At 69.0% G+C, this 19,573-nt stretch carries 18 protein-coding genes and 5 pseudogenes; 14 read left to right on the top strand and 9 right to left on the bottom strand.

The window, feature by feature from the left end:
- Positions 1–494 precede the first annotated feature (494 nt).
- Positions 495–716 carry a hypothetical protein gene (locus ABZY31_RS24140; protein ID WP_356413578.1) on the top strand — a complete coding sequence of 74 codons (222 nt, stop codon included), beginning with the start codon at positions 495–497 and terminating at the stop codon, positions 714–716.
- Positions 717–931: 215 nt separating this feature from the next.
- On the opposite strand, the gene ABZY31_RS24135 is transcribed toward ABZY31_RS24140, so the two are convergent.
- Positions 932–1,792: a helix-turn-helix transcriptional regulator gene (locus ABZY31_RS24135; RefSeq protein WP_356413576.1), complete on the bottom strand. Its 861-nt coding sequence runs from the start codon at positions 1,790–1,792 to the stop codon at positions 932–934.
- Between the two features lie 623 nt (positions 1,793–2,415).
- On the opposite strand from ABZY31_RS24135, the gene ABZY31_RS24130 reads away from it, so the two are divergent.
- Positions 2,416–4,545: a SpoIIE family protein phosphatase gene (locus ABZY31_RS24130; RefSeq protein ID WP_356413574.1), complete on the top strand. Its 2,130-nt coding sequence runs from the start codon at positions 2,416–2,418 to the stop codon at positions 4,543–4,545.
- 627 nt (positions 4,546–5,172) lie between these two features.
- Here the strand turns inward: ABZY31_RS24130 and ABZY31_RS24125 are convergent.
- Positions 5,173–6,054, bottom strand: coding sequence for an NAD(P)-binding domain-containing protein (locus ABZY31_RS24125; RefSeq protein ID WP_356413572.1), 882 nt, complete (start codon positions 6,052–6,054; stop codon positions 5,173–5,175).
- A gap of 95 nt (positions 6,055–6,149) precedes the next feature.
- On the opposite strand from ABZY31_RS24125, the gene ABZY31_RS24120 reads away from it, so the two are divergent.
- The 3 genes and pseudogenes from ABZY31_RS24120 (at position 6,150) to ABZY31_RS24110 (ending at position 8,244) form a co-directional block, all read left to right on the top strand.
- Entirely contained in the window at positions 6,150–6,512 is a 363-nt protein-coding gene (locus ABZY31_RS24120; protein WP_356413570.1) for a helix-turn-helix domain-containing protein, read from the top strand.
- Positions 6,513–6,565: 53 nt separating this feature from the next.
- Positions 6,566–7,737: pseudogene (locus tag ABZY31_RS24115) on the top strand (IS701 family transposase).
- A gap of 255 nt (positions 7,738–7,992) precedes the next feature.
- Positions 7,993–8,244: a hypothetical protein gene (locus ABZY31_RS24110; RefSeq protein WP_356413569.1), complete on the top strand. Its 252-nt coding sequence runs from the start codon at positions 7,993–7,995 to the stop codon at positions 8,242–8,244.
- Between the two features lie 175 nt (positions 8,245–8,419).
- Here the strand turns inward: ABZY31_RS24110 and ABZY31_RS24105 are convergent, their stop codons facing one another.
- Positions 8,420–9,292, bottom strand: a complete 873-nt coding sequence (locus tag ABZY31_RS24105; protein ID WP_356413568.1) for a hypothetical protein — start codon at positions 9,290–9,292, stop codon at positions 8,420–8,422.
- A gap of 843 nt (positions 9,293–10,135) precedes the next feature.
- Between ABZY31_RS24105 and ABZY31_RS24100 the strand changes: the two genes are divergently transcribed.
- Positions 10,136–10,636, top strand: a complete 501-nt coding sequence (locus ABZY31_RS24100; protein ID WP_356413566.1) for a hypothetical protein — start codon at positions 10,136–10,138, stop codon at positions 10,634–10,636.
- Between the two features lie 549 nt (positions 10,637–11,185).
- Entirely contained in the window at positions 11,186–11,971 is a 786-nt protein-coding gene (locus tag ABZY31_RS24095) for a maleylpyruvate isomerase family mycothiol-dependent enzyme (protein WP_356413564.1), read from the top strand.
- A gap of 56 nt (positions 11,972–12,027) precedes the next feature.
- On the opposite strand, the pseudogene ABZY31_RS24090 reads toward ABZY31_RS24095, so the two are convergent.
- From ABZY31_RS24090 to ABZY31_RS24075, 4 genes and pseudogenes are all read right to left on the bottom strand, one after another.
- A pseudogene (locus ABZY31_RS24090) lies at positions 12,028–12,217 on the bottom strand (glyoxalase/bleomycin resistance/dioxygenase family protein); the annotation flags it as partial.
- Positions 12,218–12,225: 8 nt separating this feature from the next.
- Positions 12,226–12,774 carry a transposase gene (locus ABZY31_RS24085; protein WP_356413562.1) on the bottom strand — a complete coding sequence of 183 codons (549 nt, stop codon included), beginning with the start codon at positions 12,772–12,774 and terminating at the stop codon, positions 12,226–12,228.
- Complete coding sequence (locus ABZY31_RS24080) at positions 12,771–12,986, bottom strand: winged helix-turn-helix domain-containing protein (protein WP_356413561.1); 216 nt, start codon at positions 12,984–12,986, stop codon at positions 12,771–12,773. The genes ABZY31_RS24085 and ABZY31_RS24080 overlap by 4 nt, the downstream gene beginning before the upstream one ends.
- Positions 12,911–13,129: a hypothetical protein gene (locus ABZY31_RS24075; RefSeq protein WP_356413652.1), complete on the bottom strand. Its 219-nt coding sequence runs from the start codon at positions 13,127–13,129 to the stop codon at positions 12,911–12,913. Before ABZY31_RS24075 ends, ABZY31_RS24080 begins: the two co-directional genes overlap by 76 nt.
- 233 nt (positions 13,130–13,362) lie before the next feature.
- Here ABZY31_RS24075 and ABZY31_RS24070 point away from each other — a divergent pair, with 233 nt between their 5' ends.
- Entirely contained in the window at positions 13,363–13,887 is a 525-nt protein-coding gene (locus ABZY31_RS24070) for a DUF1877 domain-containing protein (protein ID WP_356413559.1), read from the top strand.
- A 752-nt stretch (positions 13,888–14,639) separates the two neighbouring features.
- On the opposite strand, the pseudogene ABZY31_RS24065 reads toward ABZY31_RS24070, so the two are convergent.
- Positions 14,640–14,807 (bottom strand): annotated as a pseudogene (locus tag ABZY31_RS24065) (hypothetical protein); the annotation flags it as partial.
- 26 nt (positions 14,808–14,833) lie between these two features.
- Between ABZY31_RS24065 and ABZY31_RS24060 the strand changes: the two are divergent.
- The 6 genes and pseudogenes from ABZY31_RS24060 to ABZY31_RS24035 all read left to right on the top strand — a co-directional run.
- Positions 14,834–15,106 (top strand): annotated as a pseudogene (locus ABZY31_RS24060) (cytidine deaminase); the annotation flags it as partial.
- A 121-nt stretch (positions 15,107–15,227) separates the two neighbouring features.
- Positions 15,228–15,749, top strand: coding sequence for a hypothetical protein (locus ABZY31_RS24055; protein WP_356413557.1), 522 nt, complete (start codon positions 15,228–15,230; stop codon positions 15,747–15,749).
- A gap of 107 nt (positions 15,750–15,856) precedes the next feature.
- Positions 15,857–16,966, top strand: a complete 1,110-nt coding sequence (locus ABZY31_RS24050) for a histidine kinase (RefSeq protein WP_356413650.1) — start codon at positions 15,857–15,859, stop codon at positions 16,964–16,966.
- Positions 16,963–17,637, top strand: coding sequence for a response regulator transcription factor (locus ABZY31_RS24045; RefSeq protein ID WP_356413555.1), 675 nt, complete (start codon positions 16,963–16,965; stop codon positions 17,635–17,637). The genes ABZY31_RS24050 and ABZY31_RS24045 overlap by 4 nt, the downstream gene beginning before the upstream one ends.
- Positions 17,638–17,919: 282 nt before the next feature.
- Positions 17,920–18,276, top strand: a pseudogene (locus tag ABZY31_RS24040) (methyltransferase domain-containing protein); the annotation flags it as partial.
- A 100-nt stretch (positions 18,277–18,376) separates the two neighbouring features.
- Positions 18,377–18,931: a hypothetical protein gene (locus tag ABZY31_RS24035; RefSeq protein ID WP_356413663.1), complete on the top strand. Its 555-nt coding sequence runs from the start codon at positions 18,377–18,379 to the stop codon at positions 18,929–18,931.
- Positions 18,932–18,952: 21 nt separating this feature from the next.
- Here the strand turns inward: ABZY31_RS24035 and ABZY31_RS24030 are convergent, their stop codons facing one another.
- Entirely contained in the window at positions 18,953–19,135 is a 183-nt protein-coding gene (locus ABZY31_RS24030; RefSeq protein ID WP_356413660.1) for a hypothetical protein, read from the bottom strand.
- Between the last annotated feature and the right edge of the window lie 438 nt (positions 19,136–19,573).

Raw genomic sequence — 19,573 nt, 5'->3', positions numbered from 1 at the left:
CACGGGCGCGAGCCACGGGGTGATCACCTCGACGTTCGTGGCGTTACCCTCGGTCTCGGCCCTGAGCAAGCCGAGCGGTGACGGCCAGCGAGCCAGAAGGCCCTCACCCATTTCAAGCACCCAGCACGCGTGTCACCAATGTCCCGGAGTACTCCAGTGCGACTTCGTAATGACGGTGAGGACCAGGACGGGACGGACGGTGCCGCCGAGGCCGCGCTGCTGCACTTCTCCAGCGGGCTCGGCCGGAGCCGCCCCAACGCCCCAAGCACCAGAAGCCCCGCCGCACCGGCCCCCTGCCCCTGAACCGTCCAAGCCCCCAGACAGCGACGGCCCAAAACGCGGCGCAGCCGTGGGCTGGGTCGGTCGGCAGCGGCATCCCAGTCCCTTTGCGTCAGATACTGCGGGCGGGGCAAGCGGCATATGAAGGGCGGCAGGCAGTTTCTCACTGTCGTCCTGCTGTTCGTCCATCCGACCCCGCGTGCAAGGAGCCCGTCATGCAAAGTGCCCCGTCGGAGCCCGAGCTTCCGGATCGCGTGCCGCAGAAGCGTGCCGCCGTCACCCCTGACCTGCCGCCCTTCGGCCCAGGTGCCCCCGACCTCCCGGACACCAAGGCCAAACAAGCCCAGCACGACGGCGCCGAGAAGGACACGAGCGCGGAAGGCGAGCGGCCTCCAGCAGGCCCCGGCAACGCCAAGCCCCAGGAGCCGACGGGGTAACCCGCCCCCACGGAGGACGAGGACACGTCCAAACCCGCACCCCGGGACAGCGTGGCCCTCGTGTCCGCGCGCGCTGTCCTGACAGGCTGGCCATTGGAGCCCGCCCGGGTCCTCCTTCGCACGTCGGCCCGGGCAAGCCGCCACCCTGCCAGCGCGGCCCCGGTCGGGTTGGCAGGGTGGCGGCCTGCCCGGGCTGCCCTTGGCCCTGCCAGCACCTACATGGCGGTCAGCAGCTCCTGTGCGGTGCGGGCGATGAAGTGGCGGGTGTTCTCCGGGGACAGTGCCTTGGCCTGGAGGTGGTCATACATGACGCTGTAGTGCTGTACGTCGGACCGTTTCTCCAGATAGAGGTCGCTGGTGAACCGCTCCAGATAGACCGCCCCCGCCGCGCTGTCCGGGAAGCGGAGGATGGAGAACTGTCCCGAGACGCCCGGGTGGGCTCCCGCCTCGTGCGGCAGGACCTGCACGGTGATGTGCGGCTGCATGGAGAGGCGGTTGAGGTATTCGAGCTGTTCGCGCATGATCTCGGGGCTGCCGGCCATGCGGCGCAGTGCGGACTCGTCCAGCACGGCCCATAAGCGCAAAGGCCGAGCCGGATGGTGGGCCCGGCACTGGCGGCGCAGCCGGACCTCATGGCGCACGGCGATCTGTCCCGGAGTGGCCAGAGGGATCGTTTCCTCGATGACGGCTTGTGCGTAGGCAGGTGTCTGCAGCAGGCCGGGAATCACCTGGGGCTCGTAGGAGTGGATCGCGGAGGCTGCCGTCTCCAGGCCGATGTAGACGGCGTACGGGATGTCGCCGCAGGCAACCCACCAGCCCTGCCGATCCGACTCCGTGGCCATCTGCATCAACGAGTCGACGACCTGCGGGTCTGTCACTCCGTAGATGCCGCACAAATCCCGCACATCACGGGGCTTGATGGCCCGGCGGCCGTTCTCCAGGTGACTGATCTTGGGCTGGGAGATCAACAGGCGGTCGGCCACCTCCCTACTGGTCAGGCCACTGGCCAGGCGGAGCCGGCGCAGCTCCGACCCCAGCCGACGCCTTCTGACGGTCGGATTTCCATTCCCCGCCACAGCGCTCTCCCTCCGGCTCCGGCTGTCTACCAGCCACAAGGTTGCGGACCGGGCCGGGCGGACTCACCGTCCGGTGATGATCAACGGCCCCTGCCGGTGAGTTTTACGTCGCCTGAACGCAGGCGCGTGCACAGCCCGAGCAGGATTCACCCAGATGGCATGGCCTTTCACCTATCCGCTGGTAGAGCACGCTTACGCAGGGAGGCGGCCTGCCGCGCCGACTATCACTCGGGCCCGACGTAGCGGCTCCTGCACCACCTTCTGCCCGCCGTGCGGGCCACGGCCGGGGAGAGAGCCCAGTTGTGTCGGATGACCGGCGCCGATGAGCGATGCTCGGTCTGGACGCCGCGGGGTCTCGGCGTGGGTTCGGCAAAGGGCAGGGCTGCTTCATGTAAACGCAGAGTTAAGCCCTGCCCCCTTCTCTTCGAGTGCGTGGCCCGCGTGTAACACTTGCCATGCGACAACAGTTGCTTCGGTGGAGCCGGAATCGGCACGTATCCGCTGTTCTGCGGCGCGGACGAGTGGGGTACGGAGCGATGGCCACGTCAGGACCAGGACACAGAGCGCGCAGTGCCGCTTCCTCGCGCGCGGTGCCGGCCCGGGCGGCCGACACGCTGCCCAGGGTGGGGTTGGACCAAGTGTTTGAGTGCCTTCCCGATGCGGTGACGGTGTCCGTTGCGGTGCGGGATGCCGCTGGCAGGGCAGTGGATATGCGTCTGGAGTACATGAATGCGGCGGCCCGGGCAGGCCAGCCGGGCGGGATCGCACCTTTGGGAGGTCTGTGCAGCGAGCTGTGGCCCCAGATCATGCATAACGGGTCCTTTGCGGCGTGTATGCGCGTCCTGGACACCGGGAGGGCGGAGCAGGGGGCATTTCGCTGGACCGAGGCCAGCACCTATCGGGCGGCTGACTACGAGTATCAGGCCACTCGCCTGGGGCCGGATCGGCTTGTGTGGGTGCTGCGCGACAACAGTGAGCGTGTGCTGAGGGCGGAGCTGCTGGCGCAGCTCACCGGTGCTCTGGCCACGGCCGGCACGCTCGACGGCGTCATGCGGATCCTTACTGGGCAGATCATGCCTGCGGTCGGGGCGACGGTGGGGGCTGCGGTCCTCAGCGAGCCGGGCAGCGATCAGTACACCGTGCGGCACATCCACGACGCGGAACAGTCGCTTCCGGCCCCGGCCCCTTTCAATGTCACCGCGCCGTACCCGATGGCGTACACCGCCAGATCCGGCCGGGCCCTCTTCTTCACCGACCCGGCCGCGCGGACCGAGGCGTTTCCCCAGGCCGCCGCCTTCTTCACCGAGCGGTACCACTCGACCGCGGTCCTGCCTCTCACGGTGGAGGGCCGGCTATTCGGCGCGGTCAGTTTCCACTTCGACGTAAGCCATGACTTCTCCGACTCCGAACGCGGCTTCCTCACCGCCCTTGTCGGGCAGTGTGCGCAGGCCATCGAACGCGCCCGACTGCAGCAGGAAGCCGCCTACAAGCAGGCTCAACTCGAAGCCCTCGCCGAGGTCAGCGCCGTCCTGACCACATCCCTCGACTTCGAGCTCGGCGCCACCTTCGACAGCATCGCGGCCGCGGTCGTCCCGCGGATTGCCGACGGATGCCTCATCCACACCATCGGCCCGAGCGGCCGTCCCGAGCTTGCCGCCCTGAGCCACCGGGACCCCGAGCAACAGCAGGCACTGCGCGCCATGCTCGAGCGGTTCCCCCCGCAGCCCGATGCCGAAGGCGGGGTCGGCGCGGTCATCCGCACCGGCCGGCATGAGCTGATCACCGACGTCGCCCGCGAGCTCGACCGTCTCGCCCGCAGTCCGCAGCACCGGGCCGCTCTGCGCGAGCTCACGCCCGCGGCGTCCTGGCTGGCCGTGCCCATGACGCGGTCCGACACCGTCATCGGTGCCATGGTCCTGATCCAGGCCACCGCGGCCCCCACCCTGTTCACCGAACGCGACATCCCCTTCGCGCGGGAACTGGCCCACCGGGCGACCCAGGCCGTCGTCCAGGCCCGGCGCTTCGCCGTGCACAGCGAGGTCGCCCACTACCTGCAGCAGAGCCTGCTGCCCGCCGACCTGCCGGAGGTACCCGGGGTGGAGATCGCCGCCTGCTACCACCCGGGAGACCAGGGAACGCTCGTCGGCGGCGACTTCTACGACATCTACCCCACCAGCGCGACGGCATGGGCGCTGGCCATCGGGGACGTCTGCGGCAAAGGACCGGCGGCCGCGGCACTCACCGGCCTCGTGCGGCACACCGCACGCGCCGCAGGACAGTGGCACACCCATCCACACACAGTCCTCCAAGCCGTCAACAGTGCGATCCTCGCCGACCGCTCCACCAACCCCTTCTGCACAGCTGCCTATGCCGAACTGAACGTGGGCACCACGCCGATGCGCCTGCGCCTGACTTTGGCCGGCCACCCCCACCCACTGCTGCGCCGGGCCGACGGGACCGTCGAGCGGCTCGGCACAGCAGGCACCTTCCTCGGCGTCCTCGACAACCCCCCACTGCACACCACCGAAGACGAGTTGCACCCCGGCGACCTTCTCCTGCTCTTCACCGACGGCGTCACCGAACGGCGCTCAGGCACCTCCATGCTCGGCGAACAAGGCGTACACGACCTCCTGGCCCGCATGCCCCACGCCTCTGCCGCCGAGACCGTAGCCGCCCTCGAAAACAAGATCATCACCTACGGGCCCACACCACCCGGTGACGACATCGCCATCCTCGCCGTACGCATCACATGACGTGCCGCAGCAGGAACCATGGGTAGCCCGCCCCCTGCCAGGCCGGGGGCACAGCCAGGCCAGCGGAAGCCCGCAGGCCCACATCCGAACCTCCGAGAACAGCACCCCGTACGGGTCCCAGCAGCACTTCGAGGACGGCCTGGCTACGCCGGGGCCGGCGGTCGGCGCGGCCATCGGCGAGGGACTACCGCTCGAGCGGCCGCCGACCGGGGGTATCCGGTCCGATACAGGACACGGAAGGAGTCCCGCGAATCCCGCGAACCGCTGCCGGGGAGACGAAGGAGCTTCTGCTCCATGCCCGGATCCAACGAAACCGAGCCCTCGACGTAGCGGCGCGTGACCGTACCTTCATGAACCGAGGTGTGAAGACGGCCCAGCCGCCGGGCGAAGTGGCTGGGCCGTCTCATGGATGCCGGAGCGACCGGCGGGCATGGCGTGGAGCCCGGAAGACGACAGCCGGGGCCCGCACTCAGCTGACCGCCTCGGGGATGCTGAACAGCCGCCAGAATGCCCGCAGCCGCGCCTCCGGCACGGGCGGCTCGCCGTAGCGCGGCCGGGCCGCTGCACTGCTCCAGAACGCACGGCACCCGCCCGGAGAGCGTCGCTTCTGTGGCGTTAAGTGGTTGGTCAGTTCACCAGAAGGTCGATCACTCCCGTCAGGTCCTCCTCGCCGCTGCCCTCGGCCAGGCGACGCCGCATCAGCTCGAAGTACGGGCTGAGCAGTTCCGGGCTGACACCCTGCTGCTCGGTGGTGCTCAGGAAGGTCGGCGTGCCAGCCACCTGCATGGCGAGGTTGGAGGCGACGCCCTTGGTGTAGTCACCGCTCCGCAACTGGTCGGCGGTCTGGTGAACTGACGGGGCCATCGCGACGAGCCAGTCGGCGAGCAGCCGGGCGAGCGCCGCAGGGTCGATGTTCTCCTTGCGAATCAGGGCGAAGGCGTGCGCGGCCCCGGCGAACATCCCGTACATCGCGCTGAGAAGGGCCACGTCGTGCAGGGCTGCGAACCTCGCGTCCTCGCCGACGTAGGTAGTGCCGACCGGGACGCTCAGGGTCTCCTGGTGCCGCTCGAACAACTCCCGCGAGCCGCTGTAGAAGACGTAGCCGCCGGCCTCCGGGACACCGATCATTGGCGGGACAGCCATGATCCCGCCGTCCAGGTAACGGGCGCCACGCTCGCGGGCCCACTCGGCGCGGGCGCGAGCCTGGGCAGGAGTGCTGGTGGTCAGGTTGACCAGGTCCCTGTCGGCCAGGTCGGTGCCAGATAGCACCTCATCGACCGAGGTGTCGTCCAAAAGGCAAAGGACGATCAGGGTGTTCGCTGCGACTGCCTCAGCGGCGGTGTCCGCGACCCTCGCACCGTCGGTGGCGAGCGCCTCGGCGCGGGCTGGGGTGCGGTTCCAGATAGTGAGGGGGTGGCCGGCGGCAAGCCAGGTGCGGGCCAGCGCGGTGCCCATCGCGCCGAGGCCCAGCATCGTGAACGGAGTCTTCTCAACAATGTTCTGTGACATGCCGATTAGCTGGTCGCAGGCCCGTAAGTGATCAAGTACGCACTTGGTAGTGGGTGGTTACCTCGGGGTGAGCGAGCACGTCAGAAGGGTGGGGCATGACGACGCTGAACCGGCCGGGCACACCAGACGGACACGTCTGCGGGATCGACACCGCGATGGAGGTGATCGGCGGCAAGTGGAAGGTACTGATCCTCTGGGCGCTCCACGAGCATCCCCACCGTCGCTTCGGCGAGCTGCGTCGACTGCTTGCGGGGATCACCGAGAAGGTGCTGGCCTCTCACCTACGTGAGCTGGAAGCGGACGGCGTCGTGGACCGCGTCTCCTACGAAGAGGTGCCACCCCGCGTCGAGTACTCGCTGACCGAGGACGGCATACGCCTCAACGACGCACTCCAGCCGCTGGCCGCCTGGGGCCGCGAACGGCCGACCATGCGACGACCAGAGGCGAAGGCGGGCTAGTACTGCAACGGTCTTTGACGTGACTGTTGGGCAGGTCGGTCGTTGGTGTGGTTATGGGTGGGGAACGTGTTGATGCCCGGTCGTGGGCTGGTGAACTGAAGGCCTTGCAGGAGCGGTTCGTGCACCGTTTTCCAGGTCAGAGCCGCGGGAGGCGGCTCTTGCCTATATGCGGGGGTTGATCGCCCCGCTGGAGCGAAAGAACGGCTGGACGCTCGCCGAGGAGGCCGGGCATGGCGGCCCGGACCGGATCCACCGGTTGCTGAATCGGATCGACTGGAACGCGGACGAGGTCCTGGACGACGTGCGGGACTACGTCATCGAGCACCTCGGCGATCCGGATGCGGTGCTGATCGTGGATGACACGGGGTTCCTGAAGAAAGGTGTCCGCTCGGCCGGGGTCCAGCGCCAGTACTCGGGAACCGCCGGCCGGACGGGCGGGGTGTTCCTCGCCTATGCCGGCGAACGTGGCCGCACCCTGATCGACCGCCGCCGCTATCTGCCCATGTCATGGACGGATGACCGCGAACGGTGCCGGGCTGCTGGCATCGACGACACGGTCGCCTTCGAGACGAAGGTGGTGATAGCCAAGGCCATGGTCCGCCGGGCGAGCGCGGAGAGGATTCCGTTCCGGTGGGTGACCGCGGATGCCGCCTACGGTTTCTCCAAGGGCTGGCGCACCGAGCTCGAACGGGCTGATGTCTTCCACGTCATGGCCACCACCCGCCATGACACCGTCGTCTCCCGCTGGGCCATGGACCATCCCGTTCACGACCTGTTTCCCGGGCTGCCCCGGCAGAAGTGGAAGCGCCGTTCCTGCGGCAACGGTGCCCACGGCCCGCGGGTCTACGACTGGGCGAGGGTCGAGGTGAGGCCCTGGCATCGCGAGGACCGCCGGCACTGGGTGATCGCCCGCCGAAGCGTCCGCAGGCCCGAGGAGATCTCCTACTACATCGCCTACTGCCCGGCCGAGACCACCCTGGACGAGTTGATCCGCGTCGCGGGAAGCCGGTGGGCGGTCGAGGAGTGCTTCCAGACCGCGAAGCAGGAATGCGGCCTGGACGACTACCAGGTCCGCCGCTACGACGGCTGGCACCGCCACATGACCCTGGCGATGGCGGCCCACGCTTGCCTCACCGTCCTGCGGGCCCGCGAACCCGACACCGGGAAAGCAGAAACGGATCCTCCCAGCTCATCCCCCTCACCCTCCCCGAACTCCGACGCCTGATCACCCGCCTCGTCGACCGCCGCCCAGCACCCATCAGCCACGTCCTGCACTGGTCACACTGGCGGCGGCGACGACAGTTCCAAGCCCGCGTCAACCACTACAAATGACGCGGCCACACACCACCCGAAGCCAACAAACCATCACGAAAAAGACCGTTGCAGTACTAGTTGGGCCGGACCACCCCGAGACCCTTAGCGCCCGCGCCAACCTCGCCGCCACCTACAGCGATCTCGGGCGCCACCACGACGCACCTTCGTGCTCTATGAGGCCGACGATCTCCATGCGGAGCGCGAATGGGTGGGGGCTGCCGTCGTGTCCAACCACCACGGCTCGGCCGGACACCGGACCGAGAACGTGTTCGGTGGTGTCACCCTCGTGTTCACGGACGGCTCGGTCGATCTGGCCCGCGGGCACCACGCGCAGATCGCCGGATCATGGTCGACCATCCTGCAGGACATGGTCCACGAACATACCGCGACCCAAACTGAAGGTGCGGGCGTGCACTGACAGCTCCGAGGTCAAGGCCGGGGAGCGCCAGTCGGCAGCCCCGCTCAGGTGGCGCTCTGACGCCCACTTGATGCCATCTGCACACCCATTCACAACTCTTCGGGGCGGGAGAAGACCCTCTGGGGGGTGTCCTGTGCTGCGAAAGCGCCCGCAGCACAGGACCCTCAGGCAGCCGTCAGATCTTGTTGTAGGTACCCGAGGCCCAGAGGGCCCCGCCCTTACCGGGGCCACCGTCCTTCTTGTAGACGACGAAGTTGCCGTCGTCCTGGAGCAGGGCGTAGGCGCCGTCGCTTCCGGCCGTGCCGGTGTGCCAGCGGATGGTGAAGTTCGGGCCGAACTCGCGAACGTTCAGATTACCCGTCCGTTCCATTTGCAGGAGGACGGAGCCGTTGTAGCCGCCCGCAGGGCCGTAGGTACCGCTGTTCCAGATCGCCTGGCCATCCCGCTTGCGGTACATGACGAGGTTGTTGTCATGCTGGAGCACGAGCCACACGGAAGCGGACTCGGCCCAGTTGCCTCGGTACCAGAACCCGGTGATGCGGTCCGGTGCGTCCGGGCAAATCATTGCGCTCTGGTTGATCGTCGCGGTGCGCCAGGACGGAACGGCATCGCTGCGGCCGATCACCTCAAGCTCGCCCCAGTCGACGAACCAGGCCCGGGGGGTCGTGTCGGTCCGGGTGCCGTAGGTGCCGCTGGCCCAGACAGCGCCGCCTTTGCCGGGACCGCCGTCCTTCTTGTAGATGACGAAGTTGCCGTCCTCCTGCATGAGGGCGTACGCTCCCCAGTAGCCGTACGTGCCGCTGTTCCACAATGGCAGGTCGGGCCTGATGTTGCCGACGGCGTAGATGACGAGGTTGCCGTCGGGCTGCATGACGAGCTCGGGCTTGCCCGGCGTAGGGACGAGGCTCGTGCCCGAGTCGAGGCGCTCTCCGACGGCAAGGAACTTGGAATCGCTGGTCCTGTAGCGGACGCAGTCGGTGGGGTCCGCGGCGGACGCAGTGGCCACCGGGACCAGAGCGGTCAGGGCCAAGGCGGCGAACAGGGACATGAGCGCTCTACCGAGCGCATGGGTGCGCATGATGTGGTCCCCCCAGGGATCTTTTTCCGACCGAAGACATGGCCGGAGCAGTGCATGATCTCCTTTTTACCTTGTCGCCCCGGGGTTGGATCAACTGACTATGCGATCAGCGCAGACGCCCGCCCCCGGCCCGGGCACGCGTGTAGGGCGGGGCCTGCCCCTGAGTGGTAAAGACGCTGATACTGGATCTGCTTGATCCGGAGGAAGCGAGAAGACCGGCGACGGCGCTAAGGGACTACTCGGACGAATTCAAGGCCGACCCTGTGGCCCTGTACGAGTCCACACCCGGGGCGACGTACAGGAGCATCGCCGCTGACCTGGGCATCAACCGGGCAACTCTGCGGGAGGGGGCTGTGGGACCACGAACGCCGTGGCGTCACCGCCGCGCGTACGAAACCGTCCGCCACCCACCGGGCGGCGGTAGCACCCGCCGATCCGGACGAGCGGGTCCGGCGGAGGCCCGGGCGGCGGAACTCGAGGCCAGTGAGCGCAAGCTCGCCACCGAGCGGGACATTCTTCGCAAGACGGCCCAAGTATGTCGCGGGAGAGACGAACTGGTGACCAGCCACTTCTAGTTCGTTGGCGACCACTGGGCCACCTGCGAGGTGCAGCGGCTTTGCCACGTCCGGCGTTCCACCAGCAGGCCGTCCGAGTCCACGATCAGCAACAGAACCTCTGCGTGGCCTGCAGCAATCAGCCGGAACCTGTCCGGACGGGCCAGCATCCATGTTCGGATCACCCGGTCGGCGGCCCCGTCGAGGACAGCCCCACCCTGCCGTGCTGCCGTTCCCGGGCAGCAGGGATGATGCCTCCGTGGCGACCAACCTTGAGCTCTTCGCGGACTACTTCCAGATCCACATCCTGGGCGAGGACTCCGACGCCGACTTCAGCGATGTGTGGACTGAGCAGACAGTGTTGGACGGGCTCGGAGTCACTGAAGGCGGTCTGGCGATCGGCACGGACGTCAACTTCACCGTGGCAGTCGCCGTCCATCTCCTCACAGACCAGCCCAGCGATGACAGCGACGACTTCGACCACGTCGTCGAGGCAAGCCTCAACCTGCCCTCGGGACGACTCGTAGTGCTCGGCTGCACTGACGACTTCGACGCCGCAGCTCGCTTCGACATGCCCATCGGCTGGACCCGCATCCGGGCTTCCAGACGCGACCTCGCCGCTGCGGCCCTCCCCGACCTCGACTGCGAGGACGAGCCCGAAGACACCGAGGAGATCCGGCTGCAAGCATGGCCGGCCCCGTACTCCGAGCCGCACATCACCAAACGATGGACACGTCCCGACGCGGAACCGCTCTCGTGAACCAGCTCTTCGTGCTCACCCTGTCGTCGCACACGAAAAAGGATCTGACTCCCCACCGAGATCAACCCTCATGTCCATCGCCAGCGTCGCGAGCCGCCACCTACGTGCTCACACAGGGAGTCGCCTACTGAGGTTTTCGTGCTGTCGTCGGGTGGTGACGGTTCGTGATCCCTGCGGTACGCCGGTGGGGTGAGGTATTCGGACTGTGGGGGCCTGACCGCTGACCGTCGGGCGTTTCGTGAGGAGATCCGGCTTCAGGCCGGGCAGAACTCGCTGGCCAGAGAGAAATCAGGCGTTCTGCCACAAGGCACGCTCAGCCCCGTAGTTGCACAGGTGACCTGCGACAGCGAATCTTGAGCGGCTGTTGCCGTTCCGATCCTGTGGGGTGTCGGTCGAACGGAAATCCCCGATCGGGCGACTTCGACCGATGCTGTGCGTGAGAGCAGGGCACCGCGCCATCCGAAGGTGCGCGGACCGTGCCGCGCGCCCGCCGCGTCGGCTGCGAAAATCCGCGTGCGGTCGCACGGGGCGCAGTGATAGACATCCGGCGTGCAAAACACTCTGGACTTCCCTGACCTGCTGCGACTCATCGACGAACGGGCGGGCGCCTTTCGCGCCGCGATCGCCGCCGCTCCCAGCCTGGACGCGCAGGTGCCGACCTGTCCAGAATGGACGCTGTTTGACCTGGCGCGGCACCTGGGCTCAGGCCGCCCGTTCTGGGCCGCCGTCGTCGAGGCCGGTCCGGCCGACGCCCCGCCGGCCGAGGCCGTGGCGGCGCGCGCCGAGGCGCAGGCGCCCCGGGAGCGAGGGGCGTTGGTGGCCTGGCTGGCCGCGTCGACGCAGGAGCTGCTGGACACCCTGCGGGAGGTCGGCCCGGACGCCGAGTGCTGGACGTGGTGGGGTGCCTCGCAGTCGCCGCGGACCAGCGGTGCCGTCGCCCGGCACCAGCTTCAGGAGATTGCGATGCACACCTATGACGCCCAGCTCACCGTGGGCGCCGCACAGCCGCTGCCGGCGGAAGTAGCGCTGGACGGCGTCGAGGACTTCCTGTTCACCTGCTGCGCGTGGTCGGGCGTCTGGCCGCACAAGCCGGCCGTCGTCGACTACCACGCCACCGAGGGCCGTTCCTGGCGCTTCACGGTCGAGGCGGACGGCGCCCGTGCCGTCCGCCTCCCGGCTGCTGGCGAGGGTGAGGCCCCGGCCGACGCCTCCGCCCAGGGCACGGCCGGTGAGCTGGTCCTGTGGTTCTATGGACGCACCCCGATGGACTCGGTGAAGATCGACGGGGACCGGGTCATCTTCGAGCGGCTCGTCGCCTGGGACCCGAACGCGTAAGGCGTGGTCGACGACGCGGCGCCCGGTCGCGTCGTCGGCTCATCTCCGCTACTCCCTCAGCTGCCGCACGCGCAGCCGACGGCGGCCTTCGCCTCGGTCGGGCTCGATGGCCTACTCGTCGGTGGTGCAGCAGGCATCCGGGGCGCCTCCGCGCTCTTGCCGAGGGTGCCGACGTCGGCCTTGACGACGTACACCTCCCAGGGCTCCTTGCCCAGGGCCATGCACCCAGACCTTGTCCTGGAGCGCGGAACCGGTTACTGAGGCTTTGAAGGCGGGGTGGGTGTGCTGATGGCCAGTCTTGTGGCGGTGAGGCAGCCGTCGATGAGACGGGGCCGGAGTTGGATCCTGCGTAACTCGCTGCGGAGCTTGCGGTCGAGGTCGTCGGGTGTGGTGAAGACGGTGTTGGCCATTGCTCTGCGTACGAGTGACCAGACAGCCTCGACGGGATTGAGGTCAGGTGCGTACGGCGGAAGCCGGACGGTGGTGAGCCAGTTGTGTTCGGCCTCGTACCGCTTCAGCCCCGCGGCCAGGTGGGTATGGAGGTTGTCCCAGACCACCACGATCGGTCCGTCGAGCTGGATGTGTGCCCGCACCAGGAGGTCGCGATAGTCCTGCCAGGAGAAGCTCTTGCGGGCGCCCTTGAGCAGTAGGTGCGTGCGGGGCCGGTGGATGAGACGGCTCTTCTCGCCGGCCTTGTAGCAGCACAGCGCGGCAACCGAGGTCCGGCGGCGGGACCTGCCACGCACGCGGATGACGGGGGTATGTCCGCGCCGGCCCCAGGTGCGGGCACTGGGCGGCGTCATCGAGAAGCCGGCCTCGTCCTCGAAGACGATCCAGGCCCCAGAGGCCGCCGCGAGCCTTTTACCAGGACCAGCGGCGGCCGCTTCAGCGGCCGCCACACCGTCGCCACCGACAGGCTCACTCGCAGCCGACGGCGGATCACCACCTGGACCCGGACCAGGGTCCAGCGTTCGTCTTCGAAGCCGTGCGTCGCCGGGCCTTTGTCGAGTTGCATATCCAGCACGGCGAACTGGGCATCGGTGATGGTCGGTGAGTTCGCCGGACCTGCCGAACGCAGGCCCCCATGCCGCCCTCGCGCCAGGCACGACGCCGGCGTTCCACCAACCGCACGCTCACTCGCAGATCCTTCGCGATCACCGCGGTCTTCTCACCCGCCGCGAACCGCTGCCCGGCCTGAAGCCGGATCTCCTCACGAAACGCCCGACGCTCAGCGGTCAGGCCCCCACCCTGCGAATACCTCACCCCACCGGCATACCACAGGGATCACGAACCGTCACCACCCGACGACAACACGAAAACCTCAGTAACAACCGTGGGCGCCTCCAAGCGTGCGGCCCGAATCCGGTAGGTGCGGCAGGGATACTGCCGTCATGGCCATTACCCAGCAGCTCGCCCGGATCCCCGAGGAGTACCTCGCCGCATGCCGTCAGTCCGCCGCGGCGTCATCGGACGGCGATCACCACTGGGATCCACCGGCGTACGACGTACTGGACCTGGACTGGGTGCCAGCGCTGCTGCAACGCGTCGGCGAGGTGGCCGGACTCGAAGAGGTCTACCTTGACGCTCTGCGGCGGGCCACCGACGGCGACACTGCTCTTGACCTGGGCTTCCTCAACACTCCCCCACACGCCATAGCCCCCTTCGGCGCCGCCCCCACAGGCCTGGGCGTCTCTGAACTGGCGCGTGTCTCCGGACTGCTTGGCCAGATCGACGTGCCCGTCCTTCTCGCAGCCCTGCCAGCCGACGATCATGACGTCTCATCCTTGATCGGCCTGACGGGCAGCCCTGTCACCGGCGGTCTGCGGGCGTACCTGCTGGAGCACTTCAACGCCATGCGTGACTTCTACCGCGACGCGGCCAAGCGTCACTTGCTCGTCGTGCTCTGGTGGGACTGATCCGCGACCCGCGAGACGTCCCCACCGCGAGCACCTGGGGAAATGCGTGACCGTCCACACCGGCGCCCGGATACGCACGCCAAGCCGTTCTGGTCCGAATTGGCGGCCTGCCCGGAGGCCGACGCGGCAGAGCAAGCGACCTGGGACAAGGGCCCGTGCTTCCGGTGGATGGAAGGCACGGGCCCCATGCCCGGGGAGCCGTCCCGAAGGCCATTCCTCGCCCTCGGGCTCGGATTCCCTTACGAACCAGAGGTCGAGGGTGTACTGCTCAGCCATCGGGCACTGTTTCCACGCTGCTCCGATCTGCTCCGCGCCCCACTGCTGATCGGCAGCGCGCTGGAGGCATGTGTCGTAGTAGGCGGCCGTGGCACCTCGTCCGCTCCATGCCGCGTGCCCGTCGTAGACGCCGGGTCGGGGCAGGTCCATCATGCCTGCGGGCCCGAACGTGAACTGGTTGACGACCAGTTGGCCTGTCTCTGATTCCAGGGAGACAGGGACTGTGCCCTCAGCGTCTACCGGGGGCTTCTGGGGGGTGTCCCAGACCCTGATGGTGACCTGTACTTCGATGTCGGGTTGCAGGCTGTGCAGGTAGAGGTGATATCCGTTTCCGGCGACTACCTGGGTCCTTGACCGCTGACACGCCTCGTCGTCGCCGAGGTAGGCGTCGGCGTCGTAGACCTCCACGATCCTGCGGTCGGGTCGGGCGGTGGTGCTGTACTCGGTGATGAGGGACACGGGGGCTCCGTCGCTGCTCAGGGAGTGATCTTCATGTAGAACGCGTCTCCGTCGAGGATGCGGTTCAGGGTGAACATTTCGTTGAGCTTGCGGCCGCCCGTCTCATTGTCAGTTCCGTCGATGAGCCGGGCGGAGAACCTGTTTCCCGGGGCGGCAGCGCCTTCTCTGGTGGAAGCGAAGGGGTACTCGTCGCACTGGAGCGTTCGGTGACATCAACCTCTATCACTTCACCGGCGGACCGTGCGCCGAGCTGGTCGCGCTCGGGCATGCCCGGGCCGCCGGAGCACGCGACCTGGCGGTGATCGTCGCCGTCGGTGACAGGGGGCGCGGCGTGCTCGCGCCGTGCGGCCGGGACCGCCAGGTCCTGCTGGACTACCACCCGGGCATCCGCGTCCTCCTCCCGGTGGCCGACGGCGTCCGCAGCGTCGCGATCACCGACCTCCTGCCCCACGCCTACGTCTGGGGCGACCAGCCCACCGAGTGAGCGGTGGCACTCAGCCCCCGTTTCCACCTCGGTCTCCACCCTCCGTCTCCGCCCCGTCTCCACCCTCGTTTCCACCCCTGGGTCCAGGTGCCGCGAGCCGTTCCGCAGCAGCATTGGGGGCATGACAACGACCGAGTGGATCACCGACATCGCCCTCCTCCTGATCGTCTTCCGGCAGCTCCGGGAGGGACGGCTCGACCTGAAGTCCTTCCTGATCCCGCTGGGGATCGTGTCCTTCGTGGCGTACTCGTACCTCGACACCATTCCCACCGCGGGCAACGACCTGGTGCTGATCGCGGCCCTGGTGGGCGTGGGCGCCGCGCTCGGCATCGCGGGCGGCGTCTACACCCGGATCCGAACCGTCGGTGAGCACATCCTGATCAAGGCCGGCGTGGTATCGGCGGTGCTGTGGGTCGTGGGCATGGGGGCCCGGATGGGCTTCCAGCTGTGGGTCCAGCACGGCGGCGCCGCCGATGTCGCCCGGTTCAGCCACACCCACCAGATCACCAGCGACAAGGCGTGGGTGGCGGCGTTCGTCCTGATGGCCCTCACCGAGGTGGTCACGCGACTGGCGACGATCTTCATCCGGAGCCGGACCCGCGCGGTGGCGAGCCCGGTACGCGTCCTCGACCGCACGGCCTGACCGTGCAGTACGTTCTGAGCATGCCCACGACCACGAGCACTCCGCCCCCCGGGAAGGCACCGTCCCCGGGGGCGGCCCCACGTCCGGTGCCCGGACAGGACCCGCGGGTGCGGTGGGCGCTGACCCTGGCGGTCATCGTCGTGGGAGTGGTGACGATCCGGCCGATGGGCTTCACCGGCCGGGGTCTGGCCGTCGCGGCCCTCTTCGCGCTCTGCACGGCCGCGCTGCTGGCCCGGGGGCTGCCCGAGAACGCCACGACCCAGCGGTTCGCCCCCGTGTGGCTGACCGCCGGTGTCATCGCCTCGGCCGCTCTGATCGGCGTCAGCGGCAGCGGAACGGGGTACCTCTTCGCCTTCTTCCTCGCCGGTCACATCGGATACCGGCTGGAGACCAGGTGGGCCCTGGCCCTTGCGGCGTTCTGCAGCCTGCTCTGCGCGGGGGTCATGTACCTCGGCCTGGGGGCGCCGGGGCACCAGCAGTTGCCGTGGACACTGGGTCTCGCCGCCGGCACACCGGTCCTGGTCGGCATCCTCAACCGCAGCCAGCGCCAGGCCGTGCTGGCGGTGATCGCGGCGTCCGAGTCGGCCGAACGCGCCGCCCGGGCCGAGGCTCGGACGGCCGTGCTGACCGAACGCGGCCGGATCGCCCGGGACGTGCACGACGTACTGGCGCACTCGCTGGCCGGGATCAACATGCAGCTGGAACTGGCCGACGCACTGATCGACACGGGTGACCTGGAGAAGGTCCGGGAGGCCAACGCCAAGGCCCACGCCTTGGTCAAGGAGAGCCTCAGGCAGGCGCAGTGGACCGTGCACGAGCTGCGCGAGGACGCGCTGCCGCTCGTGGAGAGCCTGACCGCGATGGTCGAATCGTCGGGCCACCGCGACGCCCTCACCGTCACCGGTGCGGTCCGCGAACTCCCGGCCCGGGTGACCCAGAACCTGCTGCGCATCGCCCAGGAGGCACTGACCAACGCCGCTCGGCACGCGCCCGGGGGCGCCGTCGGGGTGGAGCTGACGTTCGGCGCCGCATCGACGACACTGAGCATCCGCAACCGCCCTGGCACCCGCGAGGTGAACGCGGGGCTCGGCAGTGGAATGGGGCTGATCGGAATGCGCGAACGCGTCGCGCTGCTGGACGGCGCCGTCACCGCGGGTCCGGTAACCGAAGGGCCGGACCGGGGCGGCTGGCACGTGGAGGCAGTGATCCCCGGATGAGCGAACGGACCGAGATGCAGCAGAAGTTGAGGGTGGTCGTCGCCGACGACCAGGCAGCCGTCCGGGAGCCGCTCGCCGCGGTGCTCGGACTGGCCGAGGACATCGAGGTCGTCGCGGCCGCGGCGGACGGGACCGAGGTGCTGACGGCGCTCGCCGCCGGGCCGGTGGACGTCGTGCTGATGGATCTGAGGATGCCCGTCATGGACGGCATCGAGACGACCCGCCGACTGACCGAGCAGTACCCGCAGGTGGCGGTGGTCGTGCTCACCACCTTCGCCGACGACGAGTCGATCCTGGGCGCGCTGGGCGCGGGAGCCCGCGGGTACCTGACCAAGAACGCCGGACGCCAGGACATCACCCGGGCCATCCGGGCCGCCGCCGCCGGGCAGTCCGTGCTCGACCGCGAGGTGCAAGACCGGCTGCTCGCCACCGCGAGGACCACGGCGACGAAGGCCCCCGAGCCGGCACCCGCCCTGCCCGGGGACCTCACGCCCCGCGAGCGCGAGGTGCTCGCGCTGATCGGTCAGGGCCTGCCCAACCGGGGCATCGCCGAGAAGCTCTTCATCAGCGAGGCCACCGTCAAGACCCACATCAACAACCTGTTCGCCAAGGCGGACATCCGCGACCGGGCGGCCGCCGTCCGCCGGGCCATCGAGGCGGGCCTGGCCTGACGGGACTTTTGAAACACCGTCGGTGAACGCGAGTCCTGGGTCCCCGGCATCGTCGCCCGCCGCAAGGCCACCTGGCTGGAGATCGTCTCCGCACAGGGACCACCACCTGCGTCCGGACCCATAGCTGACCGCGTTCTGCATCCGGATCCGGAGCCACCTCACCACGCAAGCCCGGCTGTAGGACCATCCACGCACCGCTCTCTCGACGAGGCGTGGGTGGAGGCGGTGCGCGCGGTGCCGCGGGAGCTCTTCATCCCGGACCGGATCGAGGTCGGCGACAGGATGCTTTCCCGCTCGGAGGACCCGGCCGGGTGGGCGCAGGTCGCCTACGACGACGTGCCGGTCACGACCCAGGTCAACGAGGGGCTTGCGGTGGCCGAGGGTGCGTACCGGTCGCCGACGTCGTCGAGTTCGATGCCGACGGTGATGCTGGAGATGCTTGCCTTGCTCGATGTCCGTTGCGGCCAGCGGGTCCTGGAGGCCGGGACCGGGACCGGTTACAACGCGGCCTGGCTCTCCCACCGCCTGGGTGCGGAGAACGTCACCTCTGTCGACATCGATGGTGGGTTGGTGGCGCAGGCCGGAAAGAATCTGGCCGCGGCGGGATACGCGCCGTACCTGGCGGTCGCGGATGCCGGGCTGGGGTGGCCCGGGCGTGCGCCCTACGACCGCCTGATCGCCACCTACACCGTCCCCGAGCCCTTACGCCTGGGTCGAGCAGATCCGCCAGGGGCGGATCGTGGCCCCGTGGGGCGGCAGCTTCTTCTCCCACTCCTACGCTGTCCTGGACGTCGACGGCGGCCGGGCCACGGGCAGGTTCAAGGGGTGGCCGGCGTTCATGCAGACCCGGACCGGGCGACCCCACCGCGGGTACCTCTCCGATTTCTACCGGCACAACGACGCCGGCACTCCCGGCCGCACCCGTATCTGCCCGCGGGCGTTCACCGAGAACGCGGCCGCGCTGTTCTTCGTGGGGCTAGCCCTGCCGGATGCCTGGTACCTGCCCGCGGAAGCCGACGACGCCAGCGGGGAAGCCACCTTGTGGATCCTCGCCGACGACCGGGCTTCGTGGGCGACCGTCGAGTACACACCCACCGGCACGGAGTTCGAAGTCGACCAGTTCGGGCCACGCAGGCTGTGGGACGAAGCCGCCACCGCCCACCAGTGGTGGTCCCGCCTCGGCAGCCCCAGCCGCGACCGGGCCGGCCTCACCGTCGACCGCGACGGCCAGCACCTCTGGCTCGACGACCCCAACAGCGTCCTGACCCCACCGTCCTTCCTTCGAGCCGGCTGAGAGGACGAAGGTCCGGGTCCCTCAGCGAGTACAGCGCAGCAGTGCGAAAACGGTGGCATCGTCGCGGTATCCCTCGCCGTCAGCGTCGGCGGCGGTGACGGGCGCATCGGCCAGGGCCTGCGGGTGAACCCCGTGCCGGCGGCACAGCGCCGCGGCCGTGTGCTGATCGACCTGGCCCGAGACTCCGTCGGAGACCAGCAACACGAGGCGGACGCCTTCGGGGATCTCTACCTGACGGCTGGGCCCACATGGGGTGGTCGGTGCGGACTTCCGCGCGCAGGGCTTCCGCCAGCTTGCGCGCGGCGTGCTCGGTGGCCTGGGGGTGGACCGGGTAGGGCAGGCATTGCTGGATGGCGTAGGCGAGGTCCCCGGTCGTGGCGGGCCGCGGCGCGGGCTCCGTGGCGGGGGCCAGGGCCTCGTCCCACTGGAAGTCACAGCATCCGCAGCTCGGCTCGAGGCGTGCCTCCGGGCGGGCGCACTTCGCGCACACGGGTTCGGGGCCTGAGTACGGGGGCAGCGGCTTCGGGTCGGTCTCGGCGGGGTCTGCGGGCGCGTCGGTCAGGGTCACCTGCGGGGCCTTCCGGGGTCGGGATGTGCGCGGGGGGGGGGCGGGGGGCGGGGGGGGCCCCCGCCCGGCCGGGC

The organism is Streptomyces sp. NPDC006529, from assembly GCF_040611795.1.
GTDB lineage: Bacteria > Actinomycetota > Actinomycetes > Streptomycetales > Streptomycetaceae > Streptomyces.
The sequence above is the reverse complement of the archived record's forward strand: the minus strand, read 5'-3'. Positions and strand labels throughout refer to the sequence as shown.